This window comes from Pseudomonas sp. NPDC089392, from assembly GCF_044749595.1.
In the GTDB taxonomy this organism is placed as follows: Bacteria; Pseudomonadota; Gammaproteobacteria; order Pseudomonadales; family Pseudomonadaceae; genus Aquipseudomonas.
This window is the reverse complement of the sequence record NZ_JBIVIF010000001.1, coordinates 117534-130169: the sequence shown is the minus strand read 5'-3', so window position 1 is coordinate 130169 and position 12636 is coordinate 117534. Positions and strand designations below refer to the sequence as shown.

Annotated in this window: 12 protein-coding genes; 9 read left to right on the top strand and 3 right to left on the bottom strand. The window is 60.9% G+C overall.

Annotated features, from left to right (window positions below):
- Positions 1-78: 78 nt before the first annotated feature.
- On the top strand, positions 79-1902 hold the full coding sequence (gene typA, locus ACIP1G_RS00530; RefSeq protein WP_400732554.1) for a translational GTPase TypA: 1824 nt from the start codon (positions 79-81) through the stop codon (positions 1900-1902).
- 186 nt (positions 1903-2088) lie between these two features.
- Here the strand turns inward: typA and ACIP1G_RS00525 are convergent, their stop codons facing one another.
- On the bottom strand, positions 2089-2982 hold the full coding sequence (locus tag ACIP1G_RS00525) for an RHS repeat-associated core domain-containing protein (RefSeq protein ID WP_400732552.1): 894 nt from the start codon (positions 2980-2982) through the stop codon (positions 2089-2091).
- 103 nt (positions 2983-3085) lie between these two features.
- On the opposite strand from ACIP1G_RS00525, the gene ACIP1G_RS00520 reads away from it, so the two are divergent.
- Positions 3086-3313, top strand: coding sequence for a hypothetical protein (locus tag ACIP1G_RS00520; RefSeq protein ID WP_400733148.1), 228 nt, complete (start codon positions 3086-3088; stop codon positions 3311-3313).
- 200 nt (positions 3314-3513) lie between these two features.
- Here ACIP1G_RS00520 and ACIP1G_RS00515 read toward each other — a convergent pair whose 3' ends face one another.
- Positions 3514-3918, bottom strand: coding sequence for a YkgJ family cysteine cluster protein (locus ACIP1G_RS00515; RefSeq protein ID WP_003249225.1), 405 nt, complete (start codon positions 3916-3918; stop codon positions 3514-3516).
- Positions 3919-4103: 185 nt separating this feature from the next.
- Between ACIP1G_RS00515 and ACIP1G_RS00510 the strand changes: the two genes are divergently transcribed.
- The 5 genes from ACIP1G_RS00510 to ACIP1G_RS00490 all read left to right on the top strand — a co-directional run bounded on the left by ACIP1G_RS00510 (position 4104) and on the right by ACIP1G_RS00490 (position 9522).
- The gene (locus ACIP1G_RS00510; RefSeq protein WP_400732550.1) at positions 4104-6554 is read left to right on the top strand and encodes a glycogen/starch/alpha-glucan phosphorylase; all 2451 of its coding nucleotides are present in this window, start codon (positions 4104-4106) and stop codon (positions 6552-6554) included.
- A gap of 239 nt (positions 6555-6793) precedes the next feature.
- Complete coding sequence (locus ACIP1G_RS00505) at positions 6794-7804, top strand: class 1 fructose-bisphosphatase (RefSeq protein ID WP_025340932.1); 1011 nt, start codon at positions 6794-6796, stop codon at positions 7802-7804.
- Between the two features lie 3 nt (positions 7805-7807).
- Positions 7808-8404 carry a DUF924 family protein gene (locus ACIP1G_RS00500; RefSeq protein ID WP_400732547.1) on the top strand — a complete coding sequence of 199 codons (597 nt, stop codon included), beginning with the start codon at positions 7808-7810 and terminating at the stop codon, positions 8402-8404.
- A 294-nt stretch (positions 8405-8698) separates the two neighbouring features.
- Positions 8699-8953 (top strand): outer membrane protein assembly factor BamE, encoded by a 255-nt coding sequence (gene bamE, locus ACIP1G_RS00495; RefSeq protein ID WP_003249234.1) that lies wholly within the window; start codon positions 8699-8701, stop codon positions 8951-8953.
- Positions 8950-9522: a lipocalin family protein gene (locus ACIP1G_RS00490; RefSeq protein WP_400732545.1), complete on the top strand. Its 573-nt coding sequence runs from the start codon at positions 8950-8952 to the stop codon at positions 9520-9522. The genes bamE and ACIP1G_RS00490 overlap by 4 nt, the downstream gene beginning before the upstream one ends.
- Positions 9523-9637: 115 nt before the next feature.
- Here the strand turns inward: ACIP1G_RS00490 and ACIP1G_RS00485 are convergent, their stop codons facing one another.
- Positions 9638-11002: a formimidoylglutamate deiminase gene (locus tag ACIP1G_RS00485; RefSeq protein ID WP_400732543.1), complete on the bottom strand. Its 1365-nt coding sequence runs from the start codon at positions 11000-11002 to the stop codon at positions 9638-9640.
- A gap of 145 nt (positions 11003-11147) precedes the next feature.
- Here ACIP1G_RS00485 and hutC point away from each other — a divergent pair, with 145 nt between their 5' ends.
- Complete coding sequence (gene hutC, locus ACIP1G_RS00480; protein WP_400733123.1) at positions 11148-11858, top strand: histidine utilization repressor; 711 nt, start codon at positions 11148-11150, stop codon at positions 11856-11858.
- Positions 11855-12427 (top strand): HutD family protein, encoded by a 573-nt coding sequence (locus ACIP1G_RS00475; RefSeq protein ID WP_400732541.1) that lies wholly within the window; start codon positions 11855-11857, stop codon positions 12425-12427. Before hutC ends, ACIP1G_RS00475 begins: the two co-directional genes overlap by 4 nt.
- Positions 12428-12636 lie beyond the last annotated feature (209 nt).

The following is a 12636-nucleotide window of genomic DNA, read 5'->3' as shown; positions in this document are numbered from 1 at the left end:
GGGCCCGCTGAGCCTTAAACAGTACATATTGGCCGCCTACACTGGGCGGCAACCGAATCCTCTGATCGAGATACACTTGTGATCGAAAATCTGCGTAACATCGCCATCATCGCCCACGTTGACCATGGTAAAACCACCCTGGTCGACAAACTCCTGCGTCAGTCCGGCACCCTGGAGCGTAACGAGCTCAACGACGAGCGCGTCATGGACTCCAACGACCAGGAAAAAGAGCGCGGTATTACCATTCTGGCGAAAAACACCGCCATCAACTGGAACGGCTACCACATCAACATCGTCGACACCCCCGGCCACGCCGACTTCGGTGGCGAGGTTGAGCGTGTAATGTCGATGGTTGACTCCGTGCTGCTGCTGGTCGACGCCCAAGACGGCCCGATGCCACAAACCCGCTTCGTGACCAAGAAGGCCTTCGAAGCCGGCCTGAAGCCGATCGTCGTGATCAACAAGGTTGACCGCCCGGGCGCGCGTCCTGACTGGGTTCTGGACCAGATCTTCGACCTGTTCGACAACCTCGGTGCCACCGACGAACAGCTGGACTTCAAAGTGGTCTACGCCTCGGCCCTGAACGGCATTGCCGGTCTGGACCACACCGAAATGGGCGAAGACATGACTGCCCTGTACCAAGCTGTCGTCGACCACGTTCCAGCGCCAGCTGTTGACCGTGACGGCCCGTTCCAGATGCAGATCTCCGCACTGGACTACAACAGCTTCCTGGGTGTGATCGGCGTTGGCCGTATTGCCCGTGGTCGCATCAAGCCGAACACCCCGGTTGTCGCCATCGACGCCGACGGCAAGAAGCGTAACGGCCGTATCCTCAAGCTGATGGGCCACCACGGTCTGCACCGCGTCGACGTCGAAGAAGCCCAAGCTGGCGACATCGTCTGCATCAGCGGTTTCGACGAGCTGTTCATCTCCGACACCCTGTGCGACCCGACTGCCGTTGAGGCGATGAAGCCGCTGACCGTTGACGAGCCTACCGTTTCGATGACCTTCCAGGTCAACGACTCGCCGTTCTGCGGCAAGGAAGGCAAGTTCGTCACCAGCCGTAACATCAAGGACCGTCTGGACAAAGAGCTGCTGTACAACGTTGCCCTGCGCGTTGAAGAAACCGACTCCCCAGACAAGTTCAAAGTCTCGGGCCGTGGCGAGCTGCACCTGTCGGTACTGATCGAAACCATGCGTCGCGAAGGCTTCGAACTGGCCCTGGGCCGTCCGGAAGTGATCATTCGTGAAGTGGACGGCGTGAAGCAGGAACCGTTCGAAAACGTCACCATCGACATCCCTGAAGAATCCCAGGGCAAGGTCATGGAAGAGATGGGCCTGCGTAAAGGCGACCTGACCAACATGGTCCCGGATGGCAAGGGCCGTGTACGCCTGGAATACAACATCCCGGCGCGTGGTCTGATCGGTTTCCGTAACCAGTTCCTGACCCTGACCAACGGTGCAGGCATCCTGACCTCGATCTTCGATCGCTACGACACCGTGAAGTCCGGCCACATGTCCGGCCGTCAGAACGGCGTACTGGTTTCGGTCGAAACCGGCAAGGCGCTGACCTACTCGCTGGAAACCCTGCAGGCTCGCGGCAAGCTGTTCGTTGAACACGGCCAGGAGATCTACAACGGTCAGATCATCGGCCAGAACAGCCGCGACAACGACCTGGGCGTCAACCCTACCAAGGGCAAGAAGCTCGACAACATGCGTGCTTCGGGTAAAGACGAAGTCATCGCCCTGGTTCCACCTGTTCGTTTCACCCTGGAACAGGCTCTGGAATACATTCAGGAAGACGAGCTGTGCGAAGTAACACCGAAGTCCATCCGTCTTCGCAAGAAGATCCTGGACGAAAGCGAGCGTACCCGCGCTGCCAAGAAAGCCAAGAACAGCTGAGTTAGCGTTGGCTGAATGAAAACGCCCCCGGTCGCTAGGCCGGGGGCGTTTTTGTTTGTCTGGGGAGTGCTCAGCGGGTCGTGCCCAGTTCGGCGTCCTCCAGCAGGGCCTTGGCCAATGCACTGAGGTAGAGCGCGGCCCAGATCAGTTGCGGGTCGTTGTCCAGGAACGCGGGACGCCTCTTTCTCAGCGCCCTCGCTCGCCCGATCTGATTTTTTCTGATGAACCTCCAAACATAAAAATACTGGTAAGTTTGTGAGCATGAAAAATACCGTTGTGCTCATATCGCTCTACCGGAACCCTATGCTTGTAACCTACGACTTCACTCCCCGTTAAAGTGGCCATCTGGTCTATAAAAGAGGGCATTTTAGGCCCTGCCGGCTCAGCAGAATAGCAGGCCAATATATGTATCTTCCTGTTCCTTGTAACAATACCCTGAGCATTCAAGCCTTGGATTACAGCCGGAGCTTTATATGCCTTATTGCCCTGTCCAACGAGCAGGCCTGGAATGCCATGGCCTAAGATATAGAGTTTGTCATTGGCGTCTGTTTTACTTCCAGATTTGGAAAACACAGTAATTCCATCGTGCTTCATCAGGGGTGTGCCCGTGTACTCCTTTACTGTAATTAACGATAGTAAAGCGCGTTTAATGTTATGCCAGGACCACTGGCCTGTAGGGTCAGTCCGATTGACAGGGTCGTTCAGGCAGAATGCATAGCTATTGGTTCCGCCTCGCCCAAACGGACTAAGATTGTCGGCGGAAACAAAGCGCCTGAGCGCTGTACTGTATGCGCGACGACCGTTTCCCAGCAGATATAAATGAGAGAGGTGATCTCGAAATGCCCCTTGAAAGCCGACATTAAGGGAAATATTATTGGAGTTAGCCCCGTACACATCAAAGCAAATTTGCTGACTGTTCAAGCTATCGCTGAGAAAAATGGCCGATCCTTGTCCGTCCACGCCAGCCAATGCGTCCCGAGCATTTTTCTGTTTCACGGCCATGCACGGCAGCCCATATTTGAATAATCTCACTTCAGGCGAGGCGGTAACCAGAATCTCGTTGCAATATGTGTAAATCATGGTTCTTTTCCTAAAAGAAAGTCACCATTTTGTAGTCTCAAAGCAAAACTGGACAACTGTCAAAAATGACAGTTTTAGTCAAGAGCACATGAGTTGAGCCTCGATGAAAACCAGGCGTGCGGCGCTGTACGCCGAATTACCCAACTACCCATCACCCAAGGCATTGAAACTTGCCCGCCATGACCTGGAGCATGCCGACTCACTGATGCGCCGGGCGGAGCTTGATGTCCGCCACACAATCACAACCAAGGCATGCGCCCGGCGGCCCTCACTCGGGGCGGCACGAGAAGATCAAAGGCTGGTCGCTGATGCTGAAAAAACTGAGAAATAAGCCGATTCGACGACCTGCAAGGCGATAGCGATCTGTAAAAATACGAAACCCCCAATGAAGGGGGTCGTATCGCGGATGCCCTTAGGGACTAATCCCATCAACCGGCACGGCCGGAACCAGGTGGCGGCGTCTAGATACTTCTGACGGAAGCTCCGTGTACATCGAGACAGGTGAAAGCCTATTGAGTCCTGGCGGGACCGTCAACGCCCAACCACCTTGGGCTTGTAAGCACAATACCCCGGCCGCGGCCCGACCTTGGGGTGATTGCGGCAGGTATCCGGGCGCTTGTCATAAATGGTGCACAGCCGGCTCTTACGATCCAGGTACATGCAGTCATCGTTGCTCATCCGGGTCAGGGTAAAGATCCCCGACTTCTGGTTGAAGCGCTCGATGATGCCTTCTTTCTGCAGGCGCTTGGCCACGTTCTTCGGCGGTTCGTCTTTTTCGAACTCGTCGACCACGCCGATACGGATCAGATCCTTGATCTTCACCTCCACCGGCAGGGTGCAGCAGGTCGAATGGCAGCCATGGCACATGTTGCTGGTGTAGCGCTGCCAGGTCTCCAGGCGGTCGACTTCGGCTGCGGCGATCAGGGTCGTTTTCATCGTTATGGGGGTGGATCACGGTCTTGGGGCGCGCGATGATACCGGAATCGCTCAATTTATGAACAACCTTTTGGCCGATTACGCAAAGGTAGATGAAAACCGCGAACGCCGGCTTTCGCTCCCGGTCGAAGCGTCTAGGCTGAAAAGTTTCCCTCCGCTTTCGTCAACTTGCCCGAGGATGCCGCATGTCCCAGGAAGCCAAAGCACGTGACGCCGAAGTCGCGGATTTTCGTGCTGCTGTACTCAACAAGCTGACCTATGCGGTCGGCAAGGACCCGGAGCACGCCTTCGACCATGACTGGTTCGAAGCCATCGCCCTCGCCGCACGCGACCATATGGTCGACCACTGGATGGACCACACCCGTCGGGCCTATCGACGTAGCCAGAAGCGGGTCTACTACCTTTCCCTGGAATTCCTCATCGGCCGCCTGCTCTACGACAGCCTGAGCAACCTGGGCCTGCTGGACATCGCCCGCGACGCGCTGCAAGACCTGGATGTGGACCTGGAGCGTATTCGCCTGCTCGAACCGGACGCTGCACTGGGCAACGGCGGCCTGGGCCGCCTGGCGGCTTGCTTCATGGAGAGCATGTCAACCTTGGGCATCGCCGCCCATGGCTACGGCATCCGCTATGAACACGGCTTGTTCCGCCAGGCGGTGGTCGATGGCTGGCAGCAGGAACAGACCGAGAACTGGCTGGACTTCGGCAACCCGTGGGAGTTCGAGCGTGCCGAGGTGATCTACCCGATCAGCTTTGGCGGCAGCGTCGAAACGGTGCACGACAGCCACGGCAATCAGCGTCAGGTGTGGTGGCCGGGCGAGACCGTGCGGGCGGTTGCCTACGACACACCGGTGGTCGGCTGGCGCGGGGCCAGCGTCAACACCTTGCGCCTGTGGCGGGCGCGGGCACTGGAAGAGTTGCACCTGGAACGCTTCAACGCCGGTGATCACCTGGGCGCGGTAGCCGAGGTGGCGCGGGCCGAGAGTATCTCGCGGGTGCTATACCCGGCTGACAGCACCGAAGCCGGCCAGGAACTGCGCCTGCGCCAGGAGTACTTCTTCGTATCGGCGTCGCTGCAAGACCTGCTGCGTCGCCACCTGAACATGCACGACAACCTGCTCAACCTGCCTGACGCAGCGGCCATCCAGCTCAACGACACCCACCCGTCGATCGCCGTGGCCGAGTTGATGCGCCTGCTGGTGGACCAGCACGAAATCCCTTGGGACCAGGCTTGGGCGCTGACGGTCGGCACCCTGGCCTACACCAACCACACCCTGTTGCCGGAGGCCCTGGAAACCTGGCCAGTGGCACTGATGGAGCGCATGCTGCCGCGGCACATGCAGATCATCTACCTGATCAACGCCTATCACATCGACAGCCTGCGCGCCAAAGGCCTGCACGACTTCGACGTGTTGCGGGCGGTGTCGCTGATCGAGGAAGACAACGGCCGCCGGGTGCGCATGGGCAACCTGGCGTTCCTTGGTTCGCACAGCGTCAACGGCGTGTCGGCGCTGCACAGCAAGTTGATGAAGAGCACGGTGTTCGCCGAGTTGCACAAGCTCTACCCGCAGCGCATCAACAACAAGACCAACGGCATTACCTTCCGCCGCTGGTTGTACCAGGCCAATCCGCAGTTGACCGATATGCTGGTCGAAGCGCTTGGGCCAGAGCTCAAGGACGACCCCGAGGGGCGCCTGGCCGGCCTGGTGCCGTTCGCCGACAAGGCGGGCTTCCGCAAGCAGTTCGCTGCCCAGCGCCTGCACAGCAAGCGCGCCCTGGCGAGCATCATCCAGGACCGCATTGGCGTCACGGTCAACCCCGAGGCGTTGTTCGACGTGCAGGTCAAGCGCATTCACGAGTACAAGCGCCAGCTGCTCAACCTGCTGCACACCGTGGCGCTGTACCAGGCCATGCGCAACGACCCAGGCACCAACTGGGTGCCGCGGGTGAAGATTTTCGCCGGCAAGGCCGCAGCCAGTTATCACCAGGCCAAGCTGATCATCAAGCTGACCAATGACATTGCCCGGGTGGTGAACAACGACCCGACCGTGCGCGGCCTGCTGAAGGTGGTGTTCCTGCCCAACTACAACGTCAGCCTGGCTGAAAGCATCATCCCGGCGGCGGACCTTTCCGAGCAGATTTCCACCGCCGGCTACGAAGCTTCCGGTACCAGCAACATGAAGTTCGGCCTCAACGGCGCGCTGACCATCGGCACCCTGGATGGCGCCAACGTGGAAATGTGCGAGCAGGTGGGCGCCGACAACATGTTCATCTTCGGCCTCACGGCGCAGCAGGTGGAGGCGCGGCGCAAGGCCGGGGACTTCGGTGCCAATGCGGCCATTGCTGCCTCCAGCCGCTTGGGCGATGTGCTGCAGGCCATTCGCAGCGGGGTATTCTCGCCAGACGACCCTTCGCGCTATACCGCCTTGATCGACGGCCTGGTGGCCCATGACCGTTTCCTGGTATGCGCCGACTTCGATGCTTACTGGGATGCCCAGCGGCGGGTCGAGGAGCTGTGGCACACGCCGCAGGAATGGTGGCGCGTGGCGGTGCTGAATACGGCGCGGATGGGCTGGTTCTCGTCGGACCGGACCATTCGCGAGTATGCCACCGAGATCTGGAAGGCGTTGGATTGAGGTAGGCCTGTGCTGGCCTCTTCGCGGGTAATCCCGCTCCTACAAGGCCTGTGAAGAACCTTGTGGGAGCGGGTTTACCCGCGAATGGGGCCGACTCCGACCACCGGCCTGGCGCCGGCTGAACTACCGACCTATTGTGCCGTCAGAGAGCCGTGGCGAGTCTCATCACTCGCTAGCCTGCAACTCTCCCTGTAAACTGCGGGGGTTTTTTATCTCCCCCTATCCATTCGGAGCCATACATGTCCCGCGTTACCCTGAGTCGCTATCTGATTGAGCAGACCCGCAGCAACAATACCCCTGCCGATCTGCGCTTCCTGATCGAAGTGGTGGCGCGTGCGTGCAAGGAAATCAGCCATCACGTGTCCAAAGGCGCCCTCGGTGGTGTGCTGGGCAGCATGGGCACTGAAAACGTGCAGGGCGAAGTCCAGAAGAAACTGGACGTGATTTCCAACGATATCCTGCTGGAAGCCAACGAGTGGGGCGGCCACCTGGCCGGCATGGCGTCCGAAGAAATGGACAACGCCTACCAGATCCCGGGCAAATACCCGAAAGGCGCCTACCTGCTGGTCTTCGACCCGCTGGACGGTTCGTCCAACATCGACGTCAACGTGTCGGTCGGCACCATCTTCTCGGTTCTGCGTTGCCCTAACGAGTACCTGAGCCAGAACGAAACCCTGAACGAAAACGCCTTCCTGCAGCCAGGCACCCAGCAGGTCGCCGCCGGTTACGCCATCTACGGCCCGCAGACCATGCTGATCCTGACCCTGGGCAACGGCGTAAAAGGCTTCACCCTGGACCGCGAACTGGGCAGCTTCGTGCTGACCCACGAAAACATCCGCGTACCGGAAAGCACCGCCGAGTTCGCCATCAACATGTCCAACCAGCGCCACTGGGAAGCCCCGGTACAGCGCTACGTGGGCGAACTGCTGGCGGGTGAGACCGGTCCGTTGAAGAAGAACTACAACATGCGCTGGATCGCCTCGATGGTGGCTGACGTGCACCGCATCCTGACCCGTGGCGGCCTGTTCATGTACCCACGTGACGCACGCGAGCCAAGCAAGCCGGGCAAGCTGCGCCTGATGTACGAAGCAAACCCGATGTCGTTCATCATCGAACAGGCCGGCGGCGCTTCCACCAACGGTTACGATCGCATCCTCGACATCCAGCCAGAAAGCCTGCACCAGCGCGTGTCGGTGATCCTCGGCTCGAAGGAAGAGGTCGAGCGCGTCACCGCCTACCACAAGGAGTAAGTCATGCTCGCACCTTGGCAGCCGTTGCTGGAGTGGTGGTTCGGTTGGGGCACCAGTCCCCAGGCCGTGGCTGACGAGAAGAGCACGCTGTGGTTCGGCAAGCATCACGATGCCGACGCCCATGCGCTGTTTGGCGACCTGGTCGAGCATGCCCTGGCGGGCGGGCTCGACGAGTGGCAGCAAAGCCCGCAAGGCTGGCTGGGCCTGCTGATCCTGCTGGACCAGCTGCCGCGCATGATCTACCGCGACACGCCGCGCGCCTTCGAGGGCGACCGGCGTGCCCAGGTGGTGGCCATGCAGGGCCTGCAGAAGGGCTGGGACTACCAGCTGCTGCCGATCCAGCGGGTGTTCGTGCTGCTGGTACTGGAGCATGCCGAGGTGCTGGACTGGCAGAACCTGTGCGTCGAGCGCTATCAGGTGCTGCTGGATGAGCAGCCTGAGGCCAACCAGCGGCTGTTCGAAGGTTTTCTCGACTATGCCGAGCAGCATCGGCGGGTGATTGCCCGTTTCGGGCGCTTCCCGCACCGCAACCTGGTGCTGGAGCGGCCGAGTACCAGTGACGAGATGGACTTTTTGCTGGAGCCTGGGTCCAGGTTCTGACGCCACGCTGGCGGTTTTTTGTAGGAGCAGCCTTGCGCTGCGAAGAGGCCCTCGCGGCCCCTGCATCCCTGTTGGCCTTGCCGGCCCTTTCGCAGCACAAGGCTGCTCCTACAGTGCGTAGGGGCGGCCTTTTTATTTGGGGGCGACTAATTCTTTGTGATTAATCGCACAGTAGTGGCCGTCCGACCAATGGCGTAGGGGCAAAGAGGGTAGGACAGGGAACCCGGGAGGGATTTTTCCGTCGAAGAGGACTGCAGGCCACTCGCCTGTATCATCTCTCCAGGAGTGTCCTTCATGTCGTTGCGTTCCCTCGCCCTGTTGTCGCTGTGCGTCGTCCTGACTGCCTGCAGCAAGATCAACCAGGAAAACTATTCCAAGATCAAGGCCGGTATGAACAAGGCCGAGGTCGAGCAGTTGCTCGGCACGCCTACCGAGTGCTCCGGCGCGCTGGGCATGAGCAGCTGCACCTGGGGGGACGAGAAGAGCTTCATCAGCGTGCAGTACGCGGCAGACAAGGTGCTGATGTATTCAGGGCAGGGCCTCAAATGAGGCGTCTGTATGTGCTGATGGGGGTTTGCCTGGCGCTGTTGCTGGGTGGTTGTGCAGGCTCCGTGCATGACCCGCTGGCGCCGAAGACCGCGGGTAACATCGACCTCAAGCGCTACCAGGGCAAATGGTACGAGCTGGCACGCTTGCCCATGCGCTACCAGACCGGCTGCGAGCAGTCCGAGGCGCACTACAACCTCAAGCTCGACGGTAGCCTTGGCGTGCTCAACCGCTGCCGTACCATGGGTGACGAATGGCTGCGTGCCGAAGGCCACGCGAACATCCAGGAGCCGGGGCACACCGACAAGCTTTGGGTCGAGTTCGATAACTGGTTCACCAAGCTGGTGCCTGGCGTGGCTCGGGGCGAGTACTGGATTCTGTATGTGGATGATCGCTACCGCACGGCGGTGGTCGGCAGCCCGGACCGCAAGCACCTGTGGATCCTGTCGCGTACGCCGACGCTACCGGCGTGGGAGCGCGAGAACCTGCTGTCCAAGGCGCGGCAGCAGGGGTATGACACCAGCCGCTTGATCTGGCGGGCTTCGGACCAGCAGATCGTCAAGATGCATTGAATTCTGGGGCCGCTTTGCGGCCCTTTCGCGACACAAGGCCGCTCCTACAGGCGATCGCGGTCCCCTGTAGGAGCGGCCTTGTGTCGCGATGGGCTGCAAAGCAGCCCCTATACACCTATCCCAAAAGCTGCCGCAAAACCTCGGCAAACGCCCGCGCGCTTTGCTCTTCCTGCGCATGCCGCCCCTGACGCACCACCCACTGCCCATTCACCATCACATCGCGCACCTGGCGATCACCCCCGGCAAACAGCCAGCGGTTGAGAATGGCGTCGCCATCGGCCATGGCGATATAAGGGTCCTGCCCATCAAGTACCAGCCAGTCGGCACGCTTGCCCACGACCAACTCCCCGACCGCTTGCCCCAATGCCTGCGCACCGCCCGCCAGCGCTGCGTCATACAGCGTGCGCCCGACCATTGGCTGGTCGCCGCGATACAAGCGGTTGCGCCGCTGGTCTCGCAGCCGCTGGCCATATTCCAGCCAGCGCAGCTCCTCTACCACGCTCAGCGACACATGGCTGTCCGAACCAATGCCCATGCGCCCACCTTGTGCCAGGAATTCCACCGCCGGGAAAATCCCGTCGCCCAGGTTGGCCTCGGTGGTCAGGCACAAACCGGCCACTGCACCGCTGCGGGCCATGGCGGTCACTTCATCCGGCTCGGCATGGGTGGCGTGCACCAGGCACCAGCGCGGGTCCACGTCCACATGCTCGTACAGCCACTGCAACGGGCGCAGGCCGCTCCAGGCCAGGCAGTCGTCCACTTCCTTCTGCTGCTCGGCGATATGGATATGCACCGGGCATTGCTTGCCGCTGGCAGCCAGCACCTCGGCGATCTGCCCTGGCGTCACCGCCCGCAACGAGTGGAAGCACAGGCCCAGTTGTTGCGCCGGTTGCGCGGCCAGTAGCGGGGCGAGTTGCGCTTGCAGCTGCAGGTACTGTTCGGTGGAGTTGATGAAGCGCCGCTGGCCATCATTCGGCGCCTGGCCACCGAAGCCTGCGTGGCTGTACAGCACCGGCAGCAAGGTCAGGCCAATGCCACTGTCGGCCGCAGACGCGCTGATGCGCCGGGACAGCTCGGCCGGGTCGGCGTAGGCTTTGCCGGCCTGGTCGTGGTGCACGTAGTGGAACTCCGCCACCGAGGTGTAGCCTGCCTTGAGCATCTCGATGTACAGCTGGCGGGCGATGACCTGCAACTGCTCTGGGCTGATCTGGCCGACCAGGCGGTACATCAGGTCGCGCCAGGTCCAGAAACTGTCGTTGGGGTTGCCGGCGACTTCTGCCAGGCCCGCCATGGCGCGCTGGAAGGCATGCGAATGCAGGTTCGGCATGCCAGGCAGCAGCGGGCCGGCCAGGCGCTCGGCGCCTTCGGCCGAAGCGTCCGGCTCAATGCGGGTCACCAGGCCATCGCTGGCGACCTCGATGCGGACATGGCTGGCCCAGCCCGTGGTGAGCAGGGCGCGTTCGGCGAAATAGGCGGACATCGGTGCAAATCCTGTTATTGTTAACTTGTATATACATATACAGCCGTTTGCCTGCCGGGTAAACTGCGGCAAGCTACCGCTCATTCCATTTGCACAAGGATCCAACGCCGTGCCGACACCTCCTGTCTCCGCGCTGGTTGCCCAGATGGGCGAGGGCCCGGCGCCGCTGTACGCCCGGGTCAAACAGATGATCATCCAGCAGATCGACAACGGCAGTTGGCCGCCGCATCACCGGGTACCCTCGGAGAGCGAACTGGTCAACGAACTGGGTTTCAGCCGCATGACCATCAACCGCGCCTTGCGCGAACTCACCGCCGAAGGCCTGCTGGTGCGCATGCAAGGGGTGGGTACCTTTGTGGCCGAGCCCAAGGGCCGTTCGGCGCTGTTCGAGGTCAACAACATTGCCGACGAAATTGCCGCGCGCGGCCACCAGCATAGCTGCCAGGTGATTACCCTCACCGAGGAAGCCGCCGGTTCCGAGCGGGCCTTGGCCCTGGACATGCGTGAAGGCCAGCGGGTGTTCCACTCGCTGATCGTGCATCTCGAGAACGGCGTGCCGGTGCAGATCGAGGACCGCTACGTCAATGCGGCGATTGCCCCCGACTACCTCAAGCAGGATTTCACCCGGCAGACGCCATACGCCTACCTGTCCCAGGTGGCACCGCTGACTGAAGGCGAGCATGTGGTCGAGGCGATCCTGGCCGAGCCGGATGAATGCAGCCTGTTGCAGATCGAGCGGGGCGAACCTTGCCTGTTGATCCGCCGTCGCACCTGGTCCGGCCGCCAGCCGGTGACCGCTGCGCGGCTGATCCACCCCGGTTCCCGTCATCGCCTGGAAGGACGTTTCAGCAAATGAGCCAGTTGCAGTTGTTGCGTGCGCAGGACTACCCGCGCATGCCGTGGAAAAACGGTGGCGGTTTCACCGAAGAAATTACCCGCGACAATGGCGAGGGTCTGGACGGCTTTGGCTGGCGCCTGTCGATTGCCGATATCGAGGAGTCGGGCGGCTTTTCCACCTTTGCCGGCTACCAGCGGATCATCACCGTGCTGCAGGGCGACGGCATGCGCCTGCTGGTCGACGGCCAGGCCAGCCGGCCGCTGCTGCCGTTCGATGCCTTTGCCTTCAGTGGCGAGAGCCAGGTCAGTTGCAAGCTGCTGGGCGGGGCGATTCGCGATTTCAACCTGATCTATGCGCCGCAGCGTTATCGGGCGCGGTTGCAATGGCTGGATGGTACCAGTCGGGTGTATAGCTCGGCTTCGACGGTGCTGCTGTTTGCTGCCAGTAACCAGGTCGAGGTGGCCTTGGCTGGGCGTGAGACGCAGCGGTTGGGGTTGTATGACTGCATGCGGGTGGAGGGTAACGATGAGTTGCTGGGGCTGGATGTGCAGGGGCGGTGCTGCCTGATCGAACTCATTTCACGTTGAGATAGCCGGGGCTGCTGCGCAGCCCTATCGCGACACAAGGCCGCTCCTACAAGGGGCCGCGTATGCCCTGGCTTACGCGGTCCCCTGTAGGAGCGGCCTTGTGTCGCGATAGGGCCGCAAAGCGGCCCCAGCTTTTTCAGCCATTCAGCGGATAGGTCCGATTATTTTGGTTGTCCATGCTTGTACATACAAGTAAAGGTGTGTTTGTA

Bases quoted from the DNA above. Each gene is read 5' to 3' on its own strand.
- ACIP1G_RS00475 (WP_400732541.1), top strand. From the start codon at position 11,855: ATGAGCCAGTTGCAGTTGTTGCGTGCGCAGGACTACCCGCGCATGCCG.
- ACIP1G_RS00510 (WP_400732550.1), top strand. From the start codon at position 4,104: ATGTCCCAGGAAGCCAAAGCACGTGACGCCGAAGTCGCGGATTTTCGT.
- ACIP1G_RS00525 (WP_400732552.1), bottom strand. From the start codon at position 2,982: ATGATTTACACATATTGCAACGAGATTCTGGTTACCGCCTCGCCTGAA.
- ACIP1G_RS00485 (WP_400732543.1), bottom strand. From the start codon at position 11,002: ATGTCCGCCTATTTCGCCGAACGCGCCCTGCTCACCACGGGCTGGGCC.
- ACIP1G_RS00520 (WP_400733148.1), top strand. From the start codon at position 3,086: ATGAAAACCAGGCGTGCGGCGCTGTACGCCGAATTACCCAACTACCCA.
- ACIP1G_RS00490 (WP_400732545.1), top strand. From the start codon at position 8,950: ATGAGGCGTCTGTATGTGCTGATGGGGGTTTGCCTGGCGCTGTTGCTG.
- ACIP1G_RS00500 (WP_400732547.1), top strand. From the start codon at position 7,808: ATGCTCGCACCTTGGCAGCCGTTGCTGGAGTGGTGGTTCGGTTGGGGC.
- ACIP1G_RS00505 (WP_025340932.1), top strand. From the start codon at position 6,794: ATGTCCCGCGTTACCCTGAGTCGCTATCTGATTGAGCAGACCCGCAGC.
- bamE (WP_003249234.1), top strand. From the start codon at position 8,699: ATGTCGTTGCGTTCCCTCGCCCTGTTGTCGCTGTGCGTCGTCCTGACT.
- ACIP1G_RS00515 (WP_003249225.1), bottom strand. From the start codon at position 3,918: ATGAAAACGACCCTGATCGCCGCAGCCGAAGTCGACCGCCTGGAGACC.
- hutC (WP_400733123.1), top strand. From the start codon at position 11,148: ATGGGCGAGGGCCCGGCGCCGCTGTACGCCCGGGTCAAACAGATGATC.